We start from the raw sequence: 24,376 nt of genomic DNA on the forward strand, positions 1-24,376 counted from the left end.
GGTCGTCAATGTTCCTGTGACCGGTGTCATAGCCAATGGAGGATCCGATGACAGCGACGACCGCAGCACCTCGCGCCTACGACCCCATCGACCTGTCGTCCCGCGCGTTCTGGTCAACCACCGCTCAGGAGCGGGAGCAATCATTTGCCGAGCTTCGGGCCGCCCGCCCGGTCAGTTGGCATCCGCCGGTCGAAGACGCCATGCTGCCGGACCCCGATGACCCCGGCTACTGGGCGGTCACCCGCCGCGACGACATCGTCGCGATCAGCCGCGACAACGACGCGTTCCGGTCCGGCAAGGGCGTCATGTTCGAAAACTTCCCGGAAGAGCTTCTCGAAGCGTCGCAATCATTCCTGGCGATGGACCCGCCACGGCACACGTTCCTGCGCAAACTCGTCAGCGCCGCCTTTACCCCGCGGCAGGTCCGGCGAATCGAAGATTCGATCAAGGCGAACGCGAAGACCATCGTGGAGGAGCTCAAAGCCGCAGGCAGCGGGGCTGATTTCGTTGACCTCTGCGCGAAGGAGCTGCCCATTCGCACGCTGTCGGACATGGTGGGCATCCCCGAGTCGGAGCGCCAACAGCTCGCCCATTCGGCCGACGCCATGGTCTCGTCGGGCGACCCGGAGTACCTCAATGGCCGCCACCCGCTCGAGGTGTTGGTCGAGGCGCAGACCTATGTGCATCAGGTGGCTGGAATGCTGGCCGCGGAGCGCCGCGAGCAGCCCGGCGACGACCTGTTCACCAGCCTGGTGACCGCCGAGGTGGACGGCGACACGTTGGCCGACGCTGACGTCGCCGCGTTCTTCGTATTGCTGACCGTGGCCGGAAACGACACCACCCGCCAGACCACCAGTCATGCGCTGAGGGCTCTCACCGACTTCGGAGACCAACGTGACTGGCTGCTGGAAGACTTCGACAACCGCATTGGCGGAGCGGTCGAGGAGTTCATCCGGTGGGCCAGCCCGGTGATGACGTTCCGCCGCACGGCCGCAAAGGATGTCGAGATCGGCGGCCAAGCCATCCGCGCCGGCGAGAAGGTCGTGATGTTCTACTCGTCGGGCAACTTCGACACCGACGTGTTCACCCACCCCGAGCGCCTCGACCTGAGCCGCAACCCGAACCCGCACGTCGGCTTCGGTGGCGGCGGCGTGCACTTCTGCCTGGGTGCGAACCTGGCCAGGGCGCAGCTGCGGGCAATCTTCGGTGAGCTACTGCACCAGCTGCCCGATATCCAGGCCGGCGACCCGGCGTTTGTGGCGGGCAACTTCATCCACGGCATCCGCAGCATGCCCTGCACGTTTTAGTCCTACGAGCTACCCAGTCGGCGTTGTTCTGACTGCGCGTTCTAGCGGACCACGGCGGGGTAGAGCTCCTCGGCCAGCAGCGTCAGCAGCTCCGAGCAGCCGCCGTCGACCTTGACACCGGCCAACTCGTCGCCGCGGGTCGGGCCGCGATTGATGATGGCGATCGGCATACCTAGGCTGGCGGCGTGCCGGACGAAGCGATAACCGGAGAACACCGTCAACGACGAACCGGCGACCAGTAGCGCCGCAGCATCCTTGACCAGTGAAAATGCCTGCCGGACAACGTCTTTCGCGACGCTCTCGCCGAAGTACACGATGTCGGGTTTGAGCATGCCACCGCAGGTGGGGCAATCGAGGTAGCGAAACGACGCGGTGTCGTCGACGATCGCGTCCGCGTCCGGTGCCACCGCCAACCCGCCGACGGCCTCCACCCGTTCGGTGAAGCCCGGGTTCAGCGCGTCCAGCTCCTCGGCCAGTGCCGCGCGGCTCGACACCCACCCGCAGCTCAGGCAGACCACCTGCGCGTAGGTGCCGTGCAGGTTGATCACGTTGCTGCTGCCCGCCTTGGTGTGCAGCAGATCGACGTTCTGGGTGATGACGCCGCCGACGATGCCGAGGTGCTCGAGTTCGGCCAGCGCGCGGTGCCCGGCGTTGGGCCGGGTGTCGTCCATGTGCCGCCACCCGACGTGGTTGCGGGCCCAGTACCGCTGGCGGAACACCGGGTCGGAGGTGAACTGACGAATCGTCATGGGATTGCTCGGCGGTGAGTCGGGTCCGCGATAGTCGGGGATGCCGGAGTCGGTCGACATACCCGCTCCGGTCAGCACGGCGACCCGGCGACCGGTCAGGGCAGCGACCAGCTCCGGAGCCTCCGCACGCACAGCCGTCACCACATCGAGGGTACGGATTCAGACCCGATGGGCACTTATTTGCACTTGCCGGGCGACAATAGAGGGACGATGGACTTCTACAACGTCTACAACCAGGGGTTTGCCCGGGTTGCCGCATGCACGCATCACGCTGCGATCGGCGACCCCGAAGCCAATGCCGCGTCGGTGCTGCGGCTGGCTCGGCAGTGCCACGACGAGGGTGTGGCGCTGGCGGTTTTCCCGGAGCTGACGCTGTCCGGCTACTCCATCGAGGACATCCTGCTGCAGGACGTGTTGCTGGACGCGGTCGAGGACGCGGTGCGCAACGTCGTCGCCGCATCGGCTGAACTGCTGCCGATACTGGTGGTCGGCGCCCCGCTGCGGCACCGGCATCGCATCTACAACACCGCCGTGGTCATTCATCGCGGCGCCGTCCTGGGCGTGGCACCCAAGTCGTATCTGCCCACCTACCGCGAGTTCTACGAGCGCCGCCAGGTCGCGCCCGGTGACGACGAGCGCGGCACCATCCGGGTCGCCGGGATCGAGGCGCCGTTCGGTCCGGATCTGTTGTTCGAAGCTTCCGACATGGCCGGCTTCGTGCTACACGTCGAGATCTGCGAGGACATGTTCGTCCCGATCCCGCCGAGCGCCGAAGCGGCGCTGGCCGGTGCGACGGTGCTGGCCAACCTGTCCGGCAGCCCGATCACGATCGGCCGCGCCGACGACCGCTCGCTGCTGGCCCGCTCGGCGTCGCAGCGCTGCCTGGCCGCCTACGTGTATGCCGCTGCCGGAGAAGGCGAGTCGACCACCGACCTGGCGTGGGACGGCCAAACCATGATCTGGGAGAACGGTCGGTTGCTCGCGCAGTCCGAGCGCTTCCCCAAAGGGGAGCGCCGCAGCGTCGCCGACGTCGACCTCGAGCTGCTCCGCGCCGAGCGGTTGCGGATGGGCACCTTCGACGACAACCGGCGCCACCACCGCGCGTCGGCGGAAGCGCTGCGGCGGATCGAGTTTCGACTGGAACCGCCGGCCGGTGACATCGGGCTGCTCCGCGGCGTCGAGCGGTTTCCGTTCGTGCCCGCCGACGCGAATCGTCTGCAGCACGACTGCTACGAGGCGTACAGCATTCAGGTCGCCGGGCTCGAACAGCGGTTACGCGCCCTGAACTTTCCCAAGGTGATCATCGGGGTTTCCGGCGGGCTCGACTCGACGCACGCGCTGATCGTCGCCGCGCGGGCGATGGACCGAGAAGACCGGCCGCGCAGCGACATCCTGGCCTTCACTCTGCCCGGCTTCGCGACCGGTGAGCACACCAAGCGCAACGCGGTGGAACTGTGCCGCGCGCTCGGTGTCACCTTCGCCGAGATCGACATCACCGAGACCGCGTCGCTGATGCTCACGGAGATGGACCACCCGTTCTCGCGCGGCGAAAAGGTCTACGACGTCACGTTCGAGAACGTCCAGGCCGGGCTGCGCACCGATTACTTGTTCCGGCTGGCCAATCAGCACGGTGGCATCGTGCTGGGCACCGGCGATCTGTCCGAGTTGGGCCTGGGTTGGTCGACGTACGGTGTCGGCGACCAGATGTCGCACTACAACGTCAACTCCGGTGTGCCCAAGACACTGATTCAGCACTTGATCCGCTGGGTGATCTCCTCCGACCAGTTCCCGCCCGAGGTCGGTGGGGTGCTGCGGTCGGTGCTCGACACCGAGATCACCCCCGAACTGGTACCCGCCGGCGAGAACGATGCGCTGCAGAGCAGCGAAGCCAACGTCGGACCGTATGCGCTACAGGATTTCTCGCTGTACCAGGTGCTGCGCTACGGGTTCCGGCCGGCCAAGATCGCGTTTCTGGCCTGGCACGCGTGGAGCGATGCGGAGAATGGCAACTGGCCGCCCGGTTTTCCGGAGAACAAGCGTCCGGCGTACACGCTCAAAGAGATTCGGCACTGGCTGCAGGTCTTCGTGCAACGGTTCTATTCGTTCAGCCAGTTCAAACGATCGGCAATGCCCAACGGGCCCAAGGTGTCCCACGGTGGCGCGCTGTCGCCGCGCGGCGACTGGCGTGCCCCGTCGGACATGTCGGCGCGCGCCTGGCTCGATGCGATCGAACGCGAGATCCCCGAGGATTAGGTCCTCGGATCATCGTGCCCGTCTCCGCGGCGCGCGACGCTGCCGAGTCGGGCGGCATAGGCCAGTGTGCTGAGACCGTAGAGGGCGCCGACGAGCAGCAACCACCGCCCGAAGAAAGGCGATCAGTGTCCGCATATCAGGGGTGTCCGAATTCGATGGACCGCTCCCATTTGGTGTTGTGCACACCCGCCAGCGCGGGCACGACGACGCGCGCGGGATAGCCGTGATCGACAGACATGTCCACGCCGTTGACCCGAAGGGCCAGCAGCGAGACGGGATTATCCACCTGATTGGCTTGCAGGACGGTTTGATTGAACGCGCCGGCCCGCTCCAGTGAGCGCACGGTGGTTCGGCGAGGGCTGGGTGTCGCCGGCCAGTGCGGCCAGATCGCGCAGACGGACTCCACTCCATGTTTGGGTGGTCGACCATCCTTCGACGCAGGCGATCGGCAGTTCGGCGGTGTGCTGCGGCATTGCTTCGAGGGCGGCCATCGCCAACGACGGAACCGATTCAGACGCAACACGCGGTGGCGGTCACAGTCCCCGCGCGGGGATAGCCTCAGCCGATCGGGACACTTTTGCGGGAAGGATCGTCTTATGGGTGACGTTAGCGCGGCTCGGTTATCCGACATCGAGGCCATCAGGATGCTGATGGCTGGTTGGATTCATCGGGATAACGACAACTGGGACGAGCTGGCCGGCTTGTTCCACCCCGATGCGACCATCGAGATCACCTGGTTTTCCGGTCTAGCCCGCGACTTCATCGAAGGCTCGCGGAGCATGGACCAATCCGCCCTGCGGACTAAGCATTTCATCGGCGAGCCGGTGATCACCTTCGCCGGTGATCGTGCGCTGGTCGAAACCAACGCGATGATCATCGGCGAGAACACCGACCTCGATCTCGGAACCACCACGCACAACCGGTTCCTCGACCGGGTGCAGCGCCGTGACGGTATCTGGCGCATCGCCCAGCGCGACTCCGTGTATGACTTTTCGTCGTTTACTTTCCCCTACGGTCGGATCGACATCGACACCGCTGCCGCGCGGGGCTTTCCCCGCGAGTACTTCGCGCTGGCGTACCTACTTGTCGAAAGTGGATTCAGGGTGGATCGTGTATTCGCCACCCGCGGCAGCGACTTGGAGCAGCGCATCCGTACCGCTAGCGCACAGTGGCTCGCCGCCAAACAACGCCCGTGAGCGTCATCGGCCCGCTGTCCGAGCTCCAGGAAATGACCGCGTTCTTTGCCTCCGCTGGCAAGGGAGGCAGTCAGTTACTTCCCGGCAAGAAGTTCTCGCACGCCGCGGCGATGCCCTGAAGATTGCGCACGAGTTGAATCCTCTGGGCGGCCGGCCTGGCGGGAACGCCCCCGTGAGTCAGTAGGCACCGAGCGTGTCTGGTAGGCGGGCGGTGGCTGAGACGCGATGAGATTCTTGAGGATTCGGCGCGCCTGGAGTCCTGCTTTGTCGGTTGGAAGGCTCGGCGGACGCAGGTCGAAAAACTCATTTCCGTCCATCAGCCGAAAGCACTCCTCGATGATCGTGCATCCTCCTGCGTGAATGTGTAATGGGCCACGGAGAGCATCTCGCGGGTCTTTTCCTCGAGTTCAGCGCGGCGCACCCACACCCGACATCAGCTCCGCCGAGACCTTAACGTGCGCGCTGATAAGTGCGGACACGATCGTCGTGTCGGAAAGCTCGAGCGGAATCTATTTCCGAACGGAGTTGCTCCCGAAATTAGGTTTTAGAGAACAGGTTTGGCCGAGGGTGCGAACCGTGGCTGATGAGCTGCCCGGCTTCGCAGTCGCGCGCGGAGAGGCCCGAATCGTTGTCGAGCAGCTGTCCGAACTGGTCGTCGTCGACGGCGTCGAGGTGGCGGGATTGCTGCCGGAGAGCCTGCAGCAGCACCTAACGGTGGGAGTGGCACTCGGCGGCGGGCATCCGACACGCAGAGGCGCACGCGAACTCATCGCCTTCTTGGCTTCGCCACAGCAGCGTGGCGTGCTGCGAGCCGCTGGTATGAAACCGTCGACCGCTGCGCCCTGAATGAGAGTCCCGTTCACGCGAGTCAAACGGCCGATGCGCAGCGTCCTGGCCTGAGCCCTCACGTCAACCAATCCCAATCACGAAACGCAGCAGCATATGTGCGTCATCAACCAAGCAACACGGAACAGCAGCCTGCCCCCTTCAAAGACTCAAAGGACCTGCTCGGTCGGGCGTATCAGTATCTCGTTGACCGCTGCGTGGCGTGGTCGGCTTGTCATGTAAGTGATGGCATCGGCGATGTCGCTGGGGTCTAGGACGCCGAGTCCGGACGGGTTGCGTGCGTCTGGCGCGTGTGGATCTCCGCTTGTTGTCATCTCTGTGGTGACGATGCCTGGTTCGATCAGGCCGACTCGGACGTGCCGGTCGGCGAGCTCTTGGCGAAGCGCCTCGGAGAACGCTGCGACGGCGTGTTTGGTGGCGGCGTACACGTTGCTGTTGGCGCCTGGAACCTTGCGACCCGCGATGGAACTGACGGTGACGATGTCGGCAACGCCGCGGGCGCCTTGGGCGGCGCGGGTCAGGTGCGGCAGCGCCGCGTGGGTGGTGTTGAGGACTCCATTGAGGTTGACCTCGACCATCGCATGCCATTTGCTCAGGTCCGCCTCGGCTGCAGGTCCCCATGTCCCGGTTCCTGCGCAGTTGACGAGGATGTCGATCCCGCGCAAGTCTTGGGTCACCTTGTCCAGTGCAGCCCTGACGGCGGGCGCGTCGGTGATGTCCACGGCATAAGCCCGTGCCGCCTCATTGTGTGTGTCGTTGATCCTCCTCGTGAGAGTGTCGAGAAGGTTCTTTCGGCGGGCGAACAATGCGACTGTTGCGCCGTTGGCAGCCATCGCCAGTGCGGTGGCCGCCCCGATTCCGCTAGAGGCCCCGGTGATGACAGCCGTCGCCCCGTGCAGTGTGTCGGTCATAGGAGTCTCTCCTTGTGCCCAGTGGGCTCGTTGATCGGGCAGCTTCGCTTCTGGCGCTGCTGGGTTGCCGGACCGCCGCCCAGTGGCGTTGTTGAACTCTGCAACGTACGTGTTGGCTCCAGGTCACAGCGCCAGGGTTCCGATGATATTCATGGGTCGATCGTGGTCCCCGACTTGGCGGCCCCAGACGTACTCGACGGCGTACGGGGAGCCGGTATCGACGTGGTTGTGCGGCGCGAGCCTCGCGTGCGCCGCGTCCCTGCGAGTGCGGCGCGAGCGCAGAACCGACGAGCCGTTGATGACCACCGAAGCCTGGCTGCCGGCCGAACTTTCCGACGTGTTGAGCGCATCGGCGTTGCGAGAAACGCCGCTCTACGAGTTGCTCTCCGACGCAGACGTTGTCGTTGACCGGATGCAGCACGAGGTCACCGCCGAGATCGCCGGTCACGCAATGCAAGCCTGCTCGATGTGCCGATCGGGTCTGCGCCGCTTCGGGTGAAGCGGCTGGCTTTCGTGGCGGGCGTGCCACACCACTACGTGTCGATTCTGCTGTCGCCTAACCGGAGTCGAGTGCTGATGCGGGAGAGCGCCGAGGCGCTGACCTTAAGGCGATGGTCTCGCGATCACCCACGACGTGCGGCGCTAGCCCGCAGTCCCGCCCGCCCCGGAACCACCTGGCTAAAATAATATGGAGTAAGGGGAATAAAGACTCTGCTCGACTCCTTGGACGTGAGGTAGGTAACGCAGCGACGCGCTCGTTAGGCGTGGTCACGGAAGGTGTCGACAATGCTCTTGAACCTGGTAGGAATCGCTTTTTTGTTGTTGTTCGGGGTGTTGATCGTTGACGGGATGTCCACCAGCTTTGCCGCGACGAGCGAGCGGGGAACGGATGTCACGACGCGAAGCCGCAAGTCGGAGGCCGAGGCGACCGCCCCGACGGCAATCGATGGTTCCCGCAGGTTCGGTGAGCGTCGCCCGGACGATGGCACCGAACTGGCGGCCTGACAGCGACTTCTCTCAACGAATCAACCCGACGCCCGGAATGAACCGGCCGACCCGGGCGGTGTAGTCCCGATACTGGGCTCCTCGACCCCACGGACCTGCAACTCGAGTGAACCGAGCGCCAGGACGAATCCGGTTATGGTCACCGGATTCGTTGCCAACAGCGCGATCCCGAATTCGAAGACGAGCATCGCGGAGTAGATCGGGTTGCGCAGGCCGAAAACTCCGCTGTGCACGAGCTGAGTCGTTTCCTCGCTGTCGACGCCGATACGCCAGGAATCGCCCATCTCCAGCTGCGCCCAGATCGTCAGCGCAATGCCGACCACCGCCACAGCGGCCCCTGCGACGTGTAGCCACGCCGACGCCCAGACGTGCAGTGGTGCGGTGACGTTGACGAACTGCAACAGTGGCCCGAGTCCCGCCACGGCCATCGCCACGACGAAGCCGACACCGGCGATCCATTCCACCGAGCCCACGCGTCCGCTGACCCCGTGAAATCCGTACGAGCCGGTACACCGTCGTTGCAGCCAAGTGCGCCAGCCGAATCCGAGTACAGCGAAGACCGCGAGCAACGCCACCGCGATGGCGGCGACGGCGACATGGTCATCAGCCCGTCAGCATCGCGTCGTCGATCGCGCCGGAATACGGCGCGCAGTCGCCGGCGCCGGAGACCAGCGTCGCGAGCGCCCCGGCGGCACAGGCTCGCCGCAGCGCGCGGTCGCGATCGCCGGACCAGCCGGCCGCCAGGACGCCGGCGAACACGTCGCCGGCGCCGGAGGCGTCGAGTGGCTCCACGGCGGGACTGGGCACGGTGAACTCCGCCCCGTCGCCGCGGTAGCTGGCGCCGCGCGCGCCGAGGGTGGTCACCCGATGCGGGGCAGGCCAAACCCAGTGGGCTGCCTCGGTTTCATTGACGACCAGGACGTCGATCACTGCTGCCAGCTGAGCCAGCTCCGCTTCGTTGGGGCCCGGCGGTGACGCGTTGAGGATGACGGTCAACCCGGCCGAGTGTGCCGCGCGCGCAGCGGCCGTCGCGGTGGCGACGGGGATCTCCAACTGCAGCAACAACACATCGCTGTTCGCGACGAGGCTGCGCAGTGTCGTCTCGCCCAACGTCAGCCGACCGTTGGCCTCCGGTGCGACCACGATGATGTTCTCGCCGCCGGAGTCGACGATGACGACCGCGTTGCCGCTACGCCCTGCGACGGTGATCAGCCCGTCAGTTCCGACGCCGTTTGTTTCGAGGTGCGCGCGCAATTGGGCTGCCGCGGCGTCGTCGCCGACGGCGCCGACAAACTGCACGTCCGCGCCCGCGCGCGCCGATGCCACCGCCTGATTCGCGCCCTTGCCGCCGGGTGTCGAACGCATCGAGGCCGCTAATGCCGTCTCACCCGGACCGGGCAATGTGTCGACATCGAAACCGATATCGATATTCACGCTGCCCACCACACAAACCCGCGTCATTGCGCCGACGTTATGGAGAAGACCTCGAATACACAAACGTCGTGTTGATAACGGTTTTCGGCAAATCCGTTTTCGCCCCGCAGTAGGCGATATTCTGCTGCCTGATCTGGGTCTTTTGGTCCGTCGCCGCTTTGCGACGATGCGGGCCGGTACGGCCCGGTGAGGAGCACAGCGATCAGGCTGCGAAAGGACGCTGATTGACACCGCAGGTCTCCGCTGATCCGGCACCGCTCGAGCAACCGGTCCCGGCGAGAAGTGCTTGGCGCGGTCGCCCGCGGCAGCGGGGCAGATTGAGCATCCAGTCCAAGATCATGGTGATGCTGCTGGTCGCCAGCCTCGGGTCGCTGGCGGTGATCGGTGTCGTGGGCTACGTGACCGGTCGCCGCACGCTGATGCCCATCGCCTCCGAACGCATGACCCAGTTGCGTGCAGGGCAGAAACGCGCAATCGAAATGCTGTTTGCCGACTTGTCGAACTCGCTGGCGATTTACAGTCGCGGATTCACCGCGGATGAAGCGGTGCAGGCATTCGCGGCGGGATTCGACCAATTGGTCGACGCCCCGGCCGATCCCGGGCAGCAACAAGTGCTGGAGAAGTTCTACACCGACAAGCTGGTCACACCGATCCAGCAGACGACCGGGCAGAAGCTCGACCTGGCCGCGCTGCTGCCCAGCAACAACGCGCAGCGATACCTGCAACTGCGCTACACAATTCCGGCCGCGAGCGCCGCTACTCCGCCCGAAGATGCGGGAGACGGCAGCGCATGGTCGGCGGCGAATGTGCGCTTCGATCAATACTTTCGCGAGATTGCCACCCGATTCGAATACCGCGACGCGATGCTGCTCGACACCCGCGGCAATGTGGTCTACAGCGTCAACAAGGGTCCCGCTCTGGGTACCAACATCCTGAATGGCCCGTATCGCGCGTCGAACTTGCGGGGCGCGTACGAAAAGGCAATGACCGCTGATTCGGTCGACTTCGTCTGGATCACCGATTTTCAGCCGTTCCAGGCGGCGGGGGGAATGCCCATCGCCTGGCTGGTGTCTCCAATCGGCTTGGCGGGCAAGACGAGTGGTGTCATGGCCCTGCCGCTGCCGATCTCGAAGGTCAACCGGATCATGACGGCCGACCAGCATTGGAAGGCCGCCGGGATGGGAGCAACGGCCGAGACGTATCTGGCCGGCCCGGACGGGCTGATGCGTTCCGACTCAAGACTGTTCCTGCAGGATCCGGAGCAGTATCAACGCGACGCAGTCGCCGCGGGCACCCCACCGGACATTGTCGCCAAGGCGATGCGGTGGCATGGCACCACGTTGGTGCAACCCGTCCAGACCGAGGCGTTCCGCGCCGCGCAGCGCGGGCAGAGCGGGACGGTCATGGATACCGGCTATCTGGGCGACCAGGAGCTCGCGGCGTATGCCCCGGTGGCCATTCCGAATTCCGATCTGCGCTGGTCGATCCTGGCTACCCGGGACAGTGAGGAGGCCTACGCGCGGATAGCGTCGTTTGCCCGCACGCTGGTCGTGACGGCCGCCGCGACGGTTTTCGCGCTGTGTGTGCTCGCGATGCTGATTGCACAGCGATTCGTCGGGCCCGTCCGGCGCCTTCAGGACGGCGCCGAGGAGATCGGCGCCGGGAATTACGACGTCGCGATACCGGTCACCTCACACGACGAGATCGGCGACCTCACTGCGGCTTTCAACGAGATGAGCCGCAACCTGGAGATCAAGGAGGGGCTGCTCACCGAGCAGCGCAAGGAGAATGACCGTCTGTTGCTGTCGCTGATGCCCGAAACGGTGGTGCAGCGCTACCGCGACGGCGAGCAGACCATTGCAACTGAGCATCAGGATGTGACGGTCATCTTCGCCGACATCATCGGGCTCGACGAGATCTCCAGCGGGCTGTCCGGCGACGAACTGGTCGGAATCGTCGACGAGCTGATGCGCGAACTCGATTCGGCGGCGGAAACCTTTGGCGTCGAGCCGATTCGCACCGTGCACAACGGCTATCTGGCCAGCTGCGGTTTGACCGTGCCCCGGCTGGACAGCGTGCCCCGAACCATCGACTTCGCCGTCGAGATGCAGCGGATCATGGAGCGTTTGAATTCCGGCAAGGGCTACCACCTCAGTATCCGGGCCGGTGTCAACACCGGCAATGTGATCAGCGGGCTGGTCGGCAGATCCAGCGTCATCTACGACATGTGGGGTACCGCCGTGAATCTGGCCCACCAGATGCGCAGCGGCACAACGGAATCCGGAATATTTGTGACCACGGACGTGTATGAGGTGATGCGCGATATTCGCCAATTCGCCAGTGCGGGAACCGTCCTGGTCGACGGCGCGGAGCAGGCGATCTGGCGATTGACGGAGCGCAAATGAACATCGACGCGTTGTGGGCGTACTGGGCCATCGGGTTGGCCATCGGCCTGCCCGTGCTGCTGATCAGCCTCACCGAGTGGCAGCAATTCCTGGTGCGCCGCGGCAACAGCGCCCTGGTCAGGCCGGTCAATCTGTTGCGCAGCTACCTGGTGCCACTGGCGGCGCTGCTGGTGCTGCTGGTCAAAGTGGCGCGGGTGCCCACCCACGTCGATTCGGTGCGGCTGCTCGCGACCGTATTCGGTTTCGTGGTGCTGCTCCTGCTGTTGTCGGGGCTCAACGCCACGGTGTTCGAAGGAGCGCCGCAGGGCTCATGGCGCCAGCGGGTGCCTGCGATATTCCGGGACGTGACAAGGTTTTTGCTGATTGCAGTCGGCCTCGCGCTGATCCTCTCCTACGTTTGGGGTGTGCGCGTCGGTGGCCTTTTCACCGCGCTCGGCGTGACCTCGGTGGTCATCGGCCTGATGCTGCAGAACTCCGTCGGTCAGATCGTGTCCGGGTTGTTCATGTTGTTCGAGCAGCCATTCCGGATCGGGGACTGGCTGGACACTCCGGCTGCGCGCGGACGCATCGTGGAGGCCAACTGGCGCGCCGTCCACATCCAGACCGGCCACGGGCTGCAGATCACGCCGAACTCGGTGCTGGCCGCAACGTCGTTCACCAACCTCAGCCGGCCACCCGGCTCGCACAAGCTGTCGATCAGCACGACGTTCTCGGTCGAGGATCCGCCAGAGCGGGTGCGTCTTCTCCTGATCCGGGTCGCACGTGCCCTCCCGCAACGCAAAGCCGACGTCGCACCGACATCCTCGGCAGCCGGTTCCGGTGAGTACCAGGTCAGCATCGCACTGAAGTCGCCCGCCGATGACGGCGCCGCGAAAGCCACCTTCCTACGGTGGATTTGGTACGCGGCCAGACGCGAGGGCCTCCATCTCGACGGTGCGACCGATGAATTCTCCACGCCGGCGCGCGTACAGATTGCGATGCGAGACGTGGTGGCGCCCGCCATGCGGCTGAGCCTGACCGACCAACAATCATTGATCGCGCACGCAAGGATGATCCGGTACGGCGCTGACGAAATCGTCCAGTACGCAGGCGAAGTGCCCACGTCGATGACGTTTTTGGTCAGGGGCAGCATTCGACGGACCATTACCGCCGACGACGGCTCGGTCATTCCGCTGAGCATGTTGGAAGAGGGCTCGTTCCTCGGGTTGAGCACGCTGACCCGGCAACCGAGTCTGTCCGGCGCGTACGCGCTGGAAGAAGTGACGGCGCTCGAAATCGATCGCGAGCACATCGAAGATCTCGTGCTTCGGACCCCGTTACTGCTGCAGGAATTGGGCCGGATCATCGAGGACCGCCGCAAGGAGACATCGGCGATCGGGGCCGTCTCTACCCGACGCTAGATTGCCCGCTACCCTGAGTCGATGAGTGTGCACGCCTTCTCGGCGGTGGATGTGCGCCAGCAGGTGCACGATGCGGCACGCCGGGCCCGAGTGGCCGCGCGGCTGCTGGCCTCGCTGCCGACCGTTGCCAAGGATCACGCGTTGCGGGTCGCCGCCGATGCGCTGGCGGCCAACACCGACCGGATCCTGGCGGCCAATGCCGACGACCTGAGCTCGGCCCGCGCCGCCGACACCCCGACCGCCATGATCGACCGGTTGGCGTTGGACGCCACCCGCGTCGAGGGGATCGCGGCGGGGTTGCGTCAAGTCGCCGGTCTGCCCGACCCGGTCGGGGAGGTACTCCGCGGCTACACGCTGCCCAACGGTCTGGCCCTGCGTCAGCAGCGAGTGCCGCTCGGTGTCGTCGGGATCGTCTACGAAGGCCGGCCCAACGTCACCGTGGACGCGTTCGGGTTGACGCTGAAATCCGGCAACGCGGCGCTGCTGCGTGGCAGCGCTTCCGCGGTGCACTCCAACGCGGCGCTGGTCGAGGTGCTACGCGAAGCGCTGCGCGGCGAGGACCTGCCCGTCGACGCCGTGCAACTGCTCACGTCGGCCGACCGCTCGTCGGTCACGCATCTGATCCAGGCCCGAGGCCTGGTCGACGTGGTGATCCCGCGGGGGGGAGCCGGCCTGATCGACGCGGTGGTCCGTGACTCCCAGGTGCCGACCATCGAGACCGGTGTCGGCAACTGCCACGTCTACGTCAACGATGCCAACGATCTCGACATGGCCGAGCGAATCCTGTTGAACTCCAAGACCCGTCGCCCGAGCGTGTGCAACGCGGCTGAGACGTTGCTGGTCGACCGGTCGATCGTCGACCAGGCCATGCCGCGACTGATCAACGCGCTGCAGGACGCCGGTGTCACCGTTCATCTCGACCCCGACGATGAGCATTTGCGGCGCGAATATCTCGAGATGGAGATCGCGGTCGAGATCGTCGACGGCGTCGACGCCGCGATCGCTCACATCAACGAATACGGCACCGGGCACACCGAAGCCATCGTCACATCGAACATGGCTGCGGCGCAACGCTTTACCGAGGGCGTAGATGCAGCCGCAGTGATGGTGAACGCCTCGACGAGTTTCACCGACGGTGAGCAGTTCGGGTTCGGCGCCGAGATCGGCATCTCTACCCAGAAATTGCATGCCCGCGGCCCGATGGGGCTCGCGGAACTGACCTCGACCAAGTGGATCGGCTGGGGCGACGGCCAGACCCGCCCGGTCTGAGATAGCTGAGGAGAAAAACGACGTGAGTGTGCCCGCGCGGCCGGCGCCGCTGTTTGCCGACATCGACGATGTCGGCCGGCGGCTGGCCGAGACCGGCTACCTGCCGGACACCGCCACTGCGACAGCCGTTTTCCTGGCCGACCGGCTCGGAAAGCCGCTGCTGGTGGAAGGCCCGGCCGGAGTGGGCAAGACCGAACTCGCCCGCGCCGTCGCTCAGGCCACCGGTTCTGAACTGGTCCGCCTGCAGTGCTACGAGGGCGTTGACGAGGCTCGCGCGCTCTACGAGTGGAACCACGCCAAGCAAATCCTGCGGATTCAATCCGGGTCCAACGACTGGGACCAGACCAAGACCGACGTGTTCACCGAGGAATTCCTGCTGTCCCGGCCGCTGCTGACCGCGATTCGGCGCACCGACCCCACCGTCCTGCTGATCGATGAAACCGACAAGGCCGACATCGAGATCGAAGGCCTGCTGCTGGAGGTGCTGTCTGACTTCGCTGTGACGATCCCCGAGTTGGGCACCATTACGGCGGAGCGGACGCCGTTCGTGGTGCTGACCTCCAACGCGACCCGTGAGCTGTCCGAGGCGCTCAAACGTCGCTGCCTGTTCCTGCACATCGACTTTCCCAACGCCGAGCTGGAACGCCGAATTCTGTTGTCCCGCGTCCCGGAACTGCCGGCACACATCGCCGAAGAACTGGTGCGCATCATCGGTGTGCTGCGCGGCATGCAGCTCAAGAAGGTGCCATCGGTGGCCGAGACCATCGACTGGGGACGCACCGTGCTGGCCCTCGGCCTGGACACCATCGACGACGCGACCATCGCCGCGACGATGGGTGTGGTGCTCAAGCACCAGTCCGACCAAACTCGCGCCACCTCCGAACTGCGGCTGAACTGAAGCGTCGCTGATGGCCGTCCGACGAGTTCGCCCCAGCCAGCCGCTGGCCCCGCATGGCCTGCCGGGCCACCTGGTCGGGTTCGTCGAAGCGCTACGCGGACAGGGCATCTCAGTAGGCCCGTCGGAGACCGTCGATGCCGGCCGGGTGATGGGGGTCCTCGGTCTCGGTGATCGCGAGATCCTGCGCGAAGGTCTGGCGTGCGCGGTGCTGCGACGGCCCGAGCACCGCGAGACCTACGACGCGATGTTCGACCTGTGGTGGCCGGCCGCGCTCGGCACCCGGGCGGCGGTCACCGAGGAAGACGCCATCGATCCCGAGATGCAGTTGCCGCCCGACGATGTCGAGGCGATGCGGCAGATGTTGCTGGATCTGCTGACCGACAACCCCGACCTCGCCGACATGGACGATCGGCTGGTCGCGATGATCGCCCAGATCGTCGACGCCTACGGCAAATACAACTCCAGCCGCGGACCGTCGTACTCGTCGTATCAGGCGCTGAAGTCGATGGCGCTCGACGAGTTGGAGGGCAAGCTGCTGGCGGGCCTGCTCGCCCCGTACGGCGACGAGCCCACCCCGACCCAAGAGCAGATCGCCAAAGCGCTGGCCGCGCAGCGCATCACCCAGCTCCGGAAAATGGTCGACGCCGAGACCAAACGGCGCACCGCCGAGCAACTCGGCCGCGACCACGTCCAGATGTACGGCATCCCGCAGTTGTCCGAGAACGTTGAATTCCTGCGCGCCTCCGGTGATCAGCTGCGGTCCATGCGCCGCGTCGTGCAGCCGCTGGCCCGCACGCTGGCCACCCGGCTTGCCGCGCGGCGGCGCCGGGCCCGGGCGGGCGCGATCGACCTGCGCAAGACGCTGCGTAAGTCGATGTCCACCGGCGGTGTGCCGATCGACCTGGTGCTGCGCAAGCCCCGGCCGGCCCGCCCGGAACTGGTGGTGTTGTGCGACGTGTCCGGCTCGGTCGCCGGCTTCAGCCACTTCACGCTGCTGCTGGTGCACGCCCTGCGGCAGCAGTTCTCTCGGGTCCGGGTCTTCGCGTTCATCGACACCAGCGACGAGGTCACCCACATGTTCGGCCCGGACGCCGACCTCGCCGTCGCGATCCAGCGGATCACCCGCGAGGCCGGCGTCTACACCCGCGACGGCCACAGCGACTACGGCAACGCGTTTGTCTCGTTCATCCAGGACCACCCGAACGTGCTCTCGCCGCGAAGCTCACTGCTGGTGCTCGGCGACGGGCGGACCAACTATCGCGACCCGGCCATCGACGTGCTGTCCCACATGGTGACCGCCAGCAGGCACGCGCACTGGCTCAACCCGGAGCCCAAACACCTGTGGGGCAGCGGCGACTCAGCGGTGCCCCGCTACCAGGAGGTCATCACCATGCACGAATGCCGCTCGGCCAAGCAGCTGGCTTCGGTGATCGACCAGCTGCTGCCGGTCTAGCGCTGGCGGAGCCGGTAGCGCAAACCTCACCAGCCCCGCGCGCCGCACGGGTCGCTGCTCTGGGTGGACTCTAAAAAGAGTGACCCCCAGCTAACGTTACTGGTGTGGCATGTGATGGCGTAGGTGAGCTCGCCATCAGATAAACATAAGGGTCGTCATGCTGAAAAGTCTTCGCGTCATCGCGCCGATCCTCGGTGCGACCGCTGTGTCGATCGCCCTCTCAACAGCGGCCCACGCCGACGTGGACGACCCACTGCTGGGCAGCACCCATGCGATCTTTCTCGGCGGCACAGCCGAACCGACACCGTCGACGGCGTACGCGGACGCCGCGGACCAGCTGTTTCTACAGCCGTTGGGGTTCGCTGACGGCACGTCGATCTGCGACATGGCCGGAAACTTGCCATGCGACGGTTCGTTGCAGGTGTTGACGACGCCGGAGGTGTTCGAGTTCGGCCCTAGCAGCCTTCAGGACGAGACCAACCTCGTGTACGCGATCGAAGCTGAATATCACGACGGTCTGATGAGCCCCTCCGATCCGCTGGCGGTGTTCGCATACTCGCAGAGCGCCATCGCCGCTTCGGCGGCCGAGAAAATGCTCGCGACCGACGGCATTCCCAAGGAAGACCTGCATTTCGTGTTCATCGGCGACCCGAGCGACGCGAACGGGATCGCGACGAACATCTATAAGGACCTGATCCAATTGTTCGGCGGCGGTACGACCGGGACAACTCTCACGAACGACCTTCTCACCGCCATCAACGAGGACCAGTTCGCCCCCGGCGGCTTACTCGCCGGTTACACACCGGACAACCTGTACCCGACGACCGTCTACACGATCGACACCGACGGGGTCGCCGACTGGCAGGAGGATTGGAACGCCGTCCTCGCCGGTGGCGGCAGCCCTCTGGAAGCCCTCGGGAACGATCTCTACCACTTCTTCACCACCCACGTGGAATACCTGGGGTTGACGCCGGAGGAAGTCGCCAGCGGCATGGCGCTGACCACCGGCCTGACCACCACCATCACCATCCCTGACGGATCGGACATGGGCGCCATCATCAACGACGGCGCCGCGCTGCTGGGCGCGTTCTCCCACGGCATTGCGGACAGCGGAGCGATCACTGCCTTGCTCGACACCGTCAAAGACCTCTTCAACCCGGCCTACTTCTAACTGCATCCCCGATCAACTCGCGCTGACGCTCGCGCGGTGAGCCGCGCCGAAAAGCTCAAGTAAGCTGGCAAACCGTGCAAAAGCGGCGGCTGGGAGTCATGGGTGGGACGTTCGATCCCATCCACAACGGGCACCTGGTCGCCGCCAGCGAGGTCGCTGACCGGTTCGATCTCGACGAGGTGGTGTTCGTGCCGACCGGCCAGCCTTGGCTCAAGGGTCGCGAGGTCAGCCCCGGCGAGGACCGCTATCTGATGACGGTCGTTGCCACCGCGGCCAATCCGCGGTTTTCGGTCAGCCGCGTCGACATCGACCGCGGCGGCCTCACCTACACCAAGGACACCTTGCGGGATCTGCAGTCGCTCAACCCCGATTCCGATCTGTACTTCATCACCGGCGCCGACGCACTGTCGTCCATCCTGTCGTGGCAGGACCTCGACGAGCTGTTCGCGGCGGCGCGGTTCGTCGGCGTCAGCCGGCCCGGCTACGAGCTCGGCAGCGAGCATCTTGCCGGCGTCCTCGACGGCCTGCCCGAGGATGCGCTGTCCCTCGTCGAAATCCCAGCTCTGGCAATCTCTTCCACCGACTGCCGGCTGCGTGCCGCGCAGGGCCGCCCGCTGTGGTACCTGATGCCCGACGGTGTCGTGCAGTACGTCTCCAAGCGCGACCTTTACCGCAAACCGGGGGAGCAGACGTGACCGCCGCAGCTGAGGCGATCGAGATGGCCGGAGTTGCCGCACGCGCGGCGGCCGCCAAGCTCGCCGACGACGTCGTGGTCATCGACGTATCCGATCAACTGGTGATCACCGACTGCTTCGTGATCGCGTCGGCGTCCAATGAGCGACAGGTCAACGCCATCGTCGACGCGGTCGAAGAGAAGATGCGCGTGGCCGGACACAAACCCGCCCGCCGCGAGGGCACCCGCGAGGGCCGCTGGACCCTGCTGGACTACGTCGACATCGTGGTGCACATCCAGCATCAGGACGAGCGCGATTTCTACGCCCTCGACCGGCTCTGGCGCGACTGTCCCGTCCTAGCGGTGGATTTGTCATGACGGTCCGGCGGCTGGTGATGCTGCGGCACGGCCAGACCGCGTTCAATTTCGGCAGCCGGATGCAGGGCCAGCTCGACACCGAGCTGACCGAGCTGGGCCGGGCGCAGGCGGTGGCCGCAGCCGAGGCGCTCGCTAAGCACCAGCCGCTGCTCATCGTGTCCTCCGATCTGCGCCGCGCATACGACACCGCGGTGGCGTTGGGGGAGCGCACCGGCTTGCCGGTCCACGTTGACGATCGGCTGCGCGAGACGCACCTCGGCGACTGGCAGGGCATGACCCACACCGAGATCGATGCGCAAGCGCCAGGTGCGCGGCTGGCGTGGCGCGACGACGCCAGCTGGGCGCCGCACGGCGGGGAGAACCGGGTCGACGTGGCCGCGCGCAGCGTGCCGCTGGTCGCCGAGCTAGTCGCCGGTGAACCCGAGTGGGGCGCCGACGAAGAACCGGCACGCCCGGTGGTGTTGGTCGCCCACGGCGGGCTGATCGCCGCACTGACCGCGGCGCTGCTGCGGCTACCGGTCGGCAACTGGCCGGCGTTGGGCGGTATGGGCAATGCCAGTTGGACGCAGCTGTCCGGCCACACCGCTGGCGGCGCGGCCGCCGACGCCTTCGACGCGATCCGCTGGCGGCTCGACGTGTGGAACGCATCGGCACAGGTTGCGGGCGATGTCCTCTGAGCCTCGGCCGACCTTGCTGGTCTTTGCCGATTCGCTGGCCTACTACGGACCGACCGGTGGGCTACCGTCCGACGATCCGCGCATTTGGCCCAATATTGTTGCTGCACAACTCGGTTGGGACTTGGAGTTGATCGGCCGCATCGGGTGGACATGCCGGGATATCTGGTGGGCGGCCACCCAGGATCCGCGAGCTTGGGCAGCCCTGCCCCGGGCCGGGGCGGTGGTCTTCGCGACGAGCGGAATGGATTCGCTGCCTTCGCCGTTGCCCACCGCGCTGCGGGAGCTCATCCGCTATGTCCGCCCACCGTGGCTGCGCCGCTTGGCTCGAGAGGCCTACGGCTGGCTGCAGCCGCGGCTGTCGCCGGTGGCAAGGCCCGCGCTTCCGCCGCAGCTGAGCGCCGAGTATCTCGAAGAGACCCGTGGCGCAATCGATTTCAACCGGCCGGGCATCCCGATGGTTGCGTCGCTGCCGTCGGTGCACATCGCCGAGGCCTACGGAAAGGCCCATCACGGGCGGGCCGGCACCGTCGCGGCGATAACCCAGTGGGCCAACCAGCACAACGTCCCACTGGTCGACCTCAAAGCCGCCGTCGCCGGCGAGGTGATGAACGGTCGCGGCAATCCTGACGGCATTCACTGGAATTTCGAAGCGCATACCGCGGTCGCGGAGTTGATGCTGAAGGCGTTGGCCGAAGCGGGCGTTCGATGCCCGTCGTCGTAGTCACCGATTCGTCGGCACGGCTTCCCGACGAGTGGCGCCGGCAGTGGGGGATCCGCCAAGTTCCGCTGCACGTCCTGCTCGACGACACCGACCTTCGCGACGGCGTCGACGAGATTCCCGACGACATCCACGACCACGGCCACGCCACCACGGCTGCCGCGACACCCGCCGAACTGGCCGAGGTCTATCGGCAGGCGCTGGCCGACAGTGGGGGCGACGGTGTGGTGGCCGTGCACCTGTCCAGGGCGCTGTCGGGAACGCTGACCGCTGGCGAGTCCGCCGCCGCCGAGATCGGTTCAGGCATAAGAGTTCTCGACTCGAAGTTCACCGGGATGAACACCGGATTCATCGCGATGACGGCGGCGCGGGCCGCCGCCGATGGCGCCGATCTGGATGCCGTCGCCGCAGCCGCGGCGGCCGCGACCGACCGCAACCACGGGTTCATCGTCGTGCATCACCTCGACAATCTGCGCCGCAGCGGACGCATCGGCGGCGCGGGGGCGTGGTTGGGCACCAAGCTGTCGCTGAAGCCGCTACTGCGCATCGATGGCGGCAAACTGGTTCTCGCGCAACGGGTTCGGACGGCCAACAAGGCAGTCGCGACGATGATCGACCGGGTATGCGAGATCGTCGGAGAGCGGCGCGCCTCGATCGCGGTCCATCATGTCGCCAACCCCGACGGTGCGCAGAACCTGGCCGGCGCGCTCGCCGAGCGGTTGCCCGGCTGCGAGCCGGCGATCGTCACCGGGCTGGGCCCGGTGCTGGCGTTACATGTCGGCGCCGGCGCGCTCGGCGTCTGCGTGGAAGTGGACGACTAGCTCGTCACGACTTGTGCACGGCCAGCGGCGCGGTGTTGGCGTCCTCGGTGACGGCCGCCGGCGGCTTCGGCTTGGCGTGGTCGCCGCGGGGATGGACAACCTGCGGCCACCAGAACCAGCGGCCCAGCAGCGTCGCCAGCGACGGCATGAACAGCGTTCGCACGATCAAAGTGTCGAGTAACAGACCGATGCAAACCGTCGAGCCGAACTGGCCCAGCACCGTCAGCTCGCTGCCCAGCATGGCCGCCATCGTGAAGGCGAACACCAGACCTGCCGAGGTCACCACCGCGCCGGTGCCGGCCATCGACCGGATGTACCCGGTTTTGAGACCGGCGTGTATCTCTTCTCGGAACCGGGACACCAGCAGCAGGTTGTAGTCGGAGCCGACGGCCAACAGGATGATGACCGACAGCGCCAACACGATCCAGTGGAGATGGATGCCGAACAGGTCCTGCCAGATCAACACCGACAGACCGAACGACGCGGCGATCGAACTGCTCGCCGTCCCGACGATCACCAGCGCCGCCACCACGCTGCGGGTGAGCAGCAGCATGATCATGAAGATCAGCGTCAACGCCGACACCACGGCGATCATCAGGTCGTACTTCGCACCGTCGGCCATGTCCCGGAAGGTCGCTGCGGTTCCGCCGAGATACACTTTGGCGTCCGACAGCGAGGACTGCTTGATTCCCTCCTGAGCAGCGGTTCGCTCCGCGCCCACCCGGTCGATGCCCTCAGGTGTCATCGGGTCACCTTGGTGAGTGATGAAGAACCGCACCGACTTTCCGTCGGGGGAGAAGAACATCTTCACACCGCGAATGAATTCCGGGTTAGCGAACGCCTCGGGCGGCAGGTAGAAGAAGTCGTCATTCTGCGACTTGTCGAAGCTTTGCCCTTGGACGATGGCGGTGTTACTCATCGCCTCCATCTGGTCGATCATGGCGTGGAATGTCTGGTACATGGTCAGCGTGAGACCATGCGTCGTCTTCAACGTGTTGAGCATGATCGGGATCAACTGCTCCAACTCGTGGGACGCCGCCGCGGTGCGGGCGATGTCGCCGGAGAGCTCGTGGAACTTCTCGGCGAGTTGGTCGAAACCGTCGACCGAGTCGAACAACGACCGAAACGAGAAACAGACCGGTATGTCGTAGCAGTGCTTCTCAAAGTAGAAGTAGCTGCGGATCGGCCGGTAGAAGTCCTCGAAATCCGCGATGTGGTCACGCAGGGTGTCGGTGATTTCGGAGGTTTCCTGCGTGGTTTTCGCGCTGTCGAGGGCGGCGGTGGCCAGGTCATGGGTGACCTTCGCCTGGCGTTCCGTCACGTCGATCATGATCTGCATCTGGTCGGCCATCGTCAGAAGGTCTTTCATTCTGTCTTTGAGAAAGCCCATATTCTGGATGGTCGTCTGGCTCTGAATGCTATTCTGGAAAGGAATTGAGCTGTGCTGGATCGGAATTCCCAACGGCCGGGTGATGTCCTGGACCATCGAGATGCCGACGGTGCGGATCTCGTTCTTGGCGACCTTGTCCAGCACCAGCATGTCGGCGGTATTGCGCATATCGTGGTCGGCCTCGATCATCAGCAAGTCCGGGTTCATCCGGGCTTCGGAGAAGTGCCGATCGGCCGCGGCATACCCGATGTTGGACGGCGCAGTTTCGGGTAGGTAGTGGCGGTCGTTGTAGCTCGTCTTATACCCGGGCAACGCGACCATACCCACCAGCACGACCGCGGCGCTCACCGCGAAAATTGGTGCGGGCCAACGCACGACGGCGGTGCCCACCCGCCGCCACAATCGTCCGCGGCCCTGGCCCTTCTTTTCGAAGAGACCGAAGCGGCTGCCCAGGAAAACCACGGCGGGTCCCAGCGTCAGGCCGGCCAGCACCACGACGATCATCCCGATAGCCACCGGTGCGCCCATGGTGTTGAACCAGGGCAGCCGCGCAAAGCTCAGGCAGTACGTCGCGCCGGCGATCGTCAGACCCGACCCCAGCACGACGGGAGCTACTCCGCGATATGTCGTGTAGTACGCAGTCTCCCGGTCTTCGCCGGCTCGGCGCGCTTCCTGGTAACGCCCGATGAGGAAGATCCCGTAGTCCGTGCCGGCCGCGATCGCGAGCATCGTCAGGATGTTTGCCGCGAACGTGGTGAGCCCAAATGCGTTGTTGTAACCAAGAACTGCGACGATGCCTCGGGCACAGGCCAGCGCGACAAACGTCATGAAGAGCTGGATCAGCGTCGTGACGATCGAGCGGTAAACCAAAAGCAGCATGATCGCGATCGCACCCAGGGTGAACAGTGTGATTTTCGCCAGACTGCCGTTGCCGATCACGTGTGTGTCGTTAGACAACGCTGCGGGGCCGGTGACGTAGCCCTTCACTCCGGGTGGCGCCTTTTCTTCGTCGACGACCTTGCGGACGGCCTCGACGGAGTTATTGGCTTGGGTGGTGCCCTGGTTACCGGCGATATTGGCCTGCACGTAGGCGGCCCTGGCGTCGGCGCTCTGGGCGCCCGCCGCGGTGAACCGGTCGCCCCAGAAGTCCTGGATGTGCTCGATATGCTTGGTGTCCTTGCGCAGTTTGCGCACGATGTCGTCGTAGTAGCGGTGTGCGGCCTCGCCGAGTGGCTGCTGGCTTTCCACCACGAACATCACCGTGCTGTTGGAGTCGAACTCTCCGAAGTCGTGTCCCACCCGCATCATCGCCTTCATCGACGGTGCGTCCAGCGGAGCCATCGGCGCCGAATGCGCCTCACCGACGACTTCCAGCGTTGGGACCGCGACGTTGACGATGACGGTCAGGGCGACCCAGCCGAT

At 65.5% G+C, this 24,376-nt stretch carries 23 protein-coding genes and 2 pseudogenes; 18 read left to right on the forward strand and 7 right to left on the reverse strand.

Annotated elements, in window-relative coordinates; all coding sequences use genetic code 11:
- Positions 1 to 47: 47 nt before the first annotated feature.
- On the forward strand, positions 48 to 1,307 hold the full coding sequence (locus ACQY5A_RS16955; protein WP_428341456.1) for a cytochrome P450: 1,260 nt from the start codon (positions 48 to 50) through the stop codon (positions 1,305 to 1,307).
- Positions 1,308 to 1,348: 41 nt separating this feature from the next.
- On the opposite strand, the gene ACQY5A_RS16960 is transcribed toward ACQY5A_RS16955, so the two are convergent.
- The gene (locus tag ACQY5A_RS16960) at positions 1,349 to 2,197 is read right to left on the reverse strand and encodes a Sir2 family NAD-dependent protein deacetylase (RefSeq protein WP_428341457.1); all 849 of its coding nucleotides are present in this window, start codon (positions 2,195 to 2,197) and stop codon (positions 1,349 to 1,351) included.
- Positions 2,198 to 2,266: 69 nt separating this feature from the next.
- Between ACQY5A_RS16960 and ACQY5A_RS16965 the strand changes: the two genes are divergently transcribed.
- Positions 2,267 to 4,309 carry an NAD(+) synthase gene (locus ACQY5A_RS16965; protein WP_428341549.1) on the forward strand — a complete coding sequence of 681 codons (2,043 nt, stop codon included), beginning with the start codon at positions 2,267 to 2,269 and terminating at the stop codon, positions 4,307 to 4,309.
- A gap of 136 nt (positions 4,310 to 4,445) precedes the next feature.
- Here ACQY5A_RS16965 and ACQY5A_RS16970 read toward each other — a convergent pair.
- A pseudogene (locus ACQY5A_RS16970) lies at positions 4,446 to 4,806 on the reverse strand (molybdopterin-dependent oxidoreductase); the annotation flags it as partial.
- 99 nt (positions 4,807 to 4,905) lie between these two features.
- Here ACQY5A_RS16970 and ACQY5A_RS16975 point away from each other — a divergent pair.
- From ACQY5A_RS16975 to ACQY5A_RS16985, 3 genes are all read left to right on the forward strand, one after another.
- The gene (locus ACQY5A_RS16975; RefSeq protein ID WP_428341458.1) at positions 4,906 to 5,505 is read left to right on the forward strand and encodes a nuclear transport factor 2 family protein; all 600 of its coding nucleotides are present in this window, start codon (positions 4,906 to 4,908) and stop codon (positions 5,503 to 5,505) included.
- Positions 5,502 to 5,624: a hypothetical protein gene (locus ACQY5A_RS16980; RefSeq protein WP_428341459.1), complete on the forward strand. Its 123-nt coding sequence runs from the start codon at positions 5,502 to 5,504 to the stop codon at positions 5,622 to 5,624. Before ACQY5A_RS16975 ends, ACQY5A_RS16980 begins: the two co-directional genes overlap by 4 nt.
- 241 nt (positions 5,625 to 5,865) lie before the next feature.
- Complete coding sequence (locus tag ACQY5A_RS16985; protein ID WP_428341460.1) at positions 5,866 to 6,351, forward strand: molybdate ABC transporter substrate-binding protein; 486 nt, start codon at positions 5,866 to 5,868, stop codon at positions 6,349 to 6,351.
- A gap of 149 nt (positions 6,352 to 6,500) precedes the next feature.
- On the opposite strand, the gene ACQY5A_RS16990 is transcribed toward ACQY5A_RS16985, so the two are convergent.
- Both ACQY5A_RS16990 and ACQY5A_RS16995 read right to left on the reverse strand, forming a co-directional pair.
- Positions 6,501 to 7,262 carry an SDR family oxidoreductase gene (locus ACQY5A_RS16990; protein ID WP_428341461.1) on the reverse strand — a complete coding sequence of 254 codons (762 nt, stop codon included), beginning with the start codon at positions 7,260 to 7,262 and terminating at the stop codon, positions 6,501 to 6,503.
- Between the two features lie 123 nt (positions 7,263 to 7,385).
- Positions 7,386 to 7,508, reverse strand: a pseudogene (locus ACQY5A_RS16995) (hypothetical protein); the annotation flags it as partial.
- A 19-nt stretch (positions 7,509 to 7,527) separates the two neighbouring features.
- Here ACQY5A_RS16995 and ACQY5A_RS17000 point away from each other — a divergent pair.
- Both ACQY5A_RS17000 and ACQY5A_RS17005 read left to right on the forward strand, forming a co-directional pair.
- On the forward strand, positions 7,528 to 7,761 hold the full coding sequence (locus ACQY5A_RS17000) for a UTRA domain-containing protein (RefSeq protein WP_428341462.1): 234 nt from the start codon (positions 7,528 to 7,530) through the stop codon (positions 7,759 to 7,761).
- Positions 7,762 to 8,048: 287 nt separating this feature from the next.
- Positions 8,049 to 8,267 (forward strand): hypothetical protein, encoded by a 219-nt coding sequence (locus ACQY5A_RS17005; RefSeq protein WP_428341463.1) that lies wholly within the window; start codon positions 8,049 to 8,051, stop codon positions 8,265 to 8,267.
- Positions 8,268 to 8,287: 20 nt separating this feature from the next.
- Here the strand turns inward: ACQY5A_RS17005 and ACQY5A_RS17010 are convergent, their stop codons facing one another.
- Both ACQY5A_RS17010 and ACQY5A_RS17015 read right to left on the reverse strand, forming a co-directional pair.
- The gene (locus ACQY5A_RS17010) at positions 8,288 to 8,842 is read right to left on the reverse strand and encodes an isoprenylcysteine carboxylmethyltransferase family protein (RefSeq protein ID WP_428341464.1); all 555 of its coding nucleotides are present in this window, start codon (positions 8,840 to 8,842) and stop codon (positions 8,288 to 8,290) included.
- Between the two features lie 28 nt (positions 8,843 to 8,870).
- Positions 8,871 to 9,728: a ribokinase gene (locus ACQY5A_RS17015; RefSeq protein ID WP_428341465.1), complete on the reverse strand. Its 858-nt coding sequence runs from the start codon at positions 9,726 to 9,728 to the stop codon at positions 8,871 to 8,873.
- 197 nt (positions 9,729 to 9,925) lie between these two features.
- On the opposite strand from ACQY5A_RS17015, the gene ACQY5A_RS17020 reads away from it, so the two are divergent.
- From ACQY5A_RS17020 to ACQY5A_RS17070, 11 genes are all read left to right on the forward strand, one after another.
- Positions 9,926 to 12,106: an adenylate/guanylate cyclase domain-containing protein gene (locus tag ACQY5A_RS17020; RefSeq protein ID WP_428341466.1), complete on the forward strand. Its 2,181-nt coding sequence runs from the start codon at positions 9,926 to 9,928 to the stop codon at positions 12,104 to 12,106.
- Positions 12,103 to 13,506: a mechanosensitive ion channel domain-containing protein gene (locus ACQY5A_RS17025; RefSeq protein ID WP_428341467.1), complete on the forward strand. Its 1,404-nt coding sequence runs from the start codon at positions 12,103 to 12,105 to the stop codon at positions 13,504 to 13,506. The genes ACQY5A_RS17020 and ACQY5A_RS17025 overlap by 4 nt, the downstream gene beginning before the upstream one ends.
- 21 nt (positions 13,507 to 13,527) lie before the next feature.
- Positions 13,528 to 14,775: a glutamate-5-semialdehyde dehydrogenase gene (locus tag ACQY5A_RS17030; RefSeq protein WP_428341468.1), complete on the forward strand. Its 1,248-nt coding sequence runs from the start codon at positions 13,528 to 13,530 to the stop codon at positions 14,773 to 14,775.
- 22 nt (positions 14,776 to 14,797) lie between these two features.
- Positions 14,798 to 15,673 (forward strand): AAA family ATPase, encoded by an 876-nt coding sequence (locus ACQY5A_RS17035; RefSeq protein ID WP_428341469.1) that lies wholly within the window; start codon positions 14,798 to 14,800, stop codon positions 15,671 to 15,673.
- Positions 15,674 to 15,683: 10 nt separating this feature from the next.
- A complete protein-coding gene (locus ACQY5A_RS17040; RefSeq protein ID WP_428341470.1) occupies positions 15,684 to 17,126 on the forward strand; it encodes a vWA domain-containing protein in 1,443 nt (480 codons plus the stop codon).
- A 157-nt stretch (positions 17,127 to 17,283) separates the two neighbouring features.
- The gene (locus tag ACQY5A_RS17045) at positions 17,284 to 18,297 is read left to right on the forward strand and encodes a PE-PPE domain-containing protein (RefSeq protein ID WP_428341471.1); all 1,014 of its coding nucleotides are present in this window, start codon (positions 17,284 to 17,286) and stop codon (positions 18,295 to 18,297) included.
- A gap of 74 nt (positions 18,298 to 18,371) precedes the next feature.
- Entirely contained in the window at positions 18,372 to 18,992 is a 621-nt protein-coding gene (nadD, locus tag ACQY5A_RS17050) for a nicotinate-nucleotide adenylyltransferase (RefSeq protein WP_428341472.1), read from the forward strand.
- Positions 18,989 to 19,348: a ribosome silencing factor gene (gene rsfS / locus ACQY5A_RS17055; protein ID WP_428341473.1), complete on the forward strand. Its 360-nt coding sequence runs from the start codon at positions 18,989 to 18,991 to the stop codon at positions 19,346 to 19,348. Before nadD ends, rsfS begins: the two co-directional genes overlap by 4 nt.
- Positions 19,345 to 20,025, forward strand: coding sequence for a glucosyl-3-phosphoglycerate phosphatase (gene gpgP / locus ACQY5A_RS17060; protein ID WP_428341474.1), 681 nt, complete (start codon positions 19,345 to 19,347; stop codon positions 20,023 to 20,025). The genes rsfS and gpgP overlap by 4 nt, the downstream gene beginning before the upstream one ends.
- Positions 20,015 to 20,746, forward strand: a complete 732-nt coding sequence (octT, locus tag ACQY5A_RS17065) for a diglucosylglycerate octanoyltransferase (RefSeq protein WP_428341475.1) — start codon at positions 20,015 to 20,017, stop codon at positions 20,744 to 20,746. The genes gpgP and octT overlap by 11 nt, the downstream gene beginning before the upstream one ends.
- A complete protein-coding gene (locus tag ACQY5A_RS17070) occupies positions 20,731 to 21,564 on the forward strand; it encodes a DegV family protein (RefSeq protein ID WP_428341476.1) in 834 nt (277 codons plus the stop codon). The genes octT and ACQY5A_RS17070 overlap by 16 nt, the downstream gene beginning before the upstream one ends.
- A 4-nt stretch (positions 21,565 to 21,568) precedes the next feature.
- Here ACQY5A_RS17070 and ACQY5A_RS17075 read toward each other — a convergent pair.
- Positions 21,569 to 24,376: RND family transporter (locus tag ACQY5A_RS17075; RefSeq protein WP_428341477.1), on the reverse strand; the 2,808-nt coding region annotated here is incomplete at its 5' end.

Source organism: Mycobacterium sp., from assembly GCF_965277065.1.
Taxonomy (GTDB): domain Bacteria; phylum Actinomycetota; class Actinomycetes; order Mycobacteriales; family Mycobacteriaceae; genus Mycobacterium.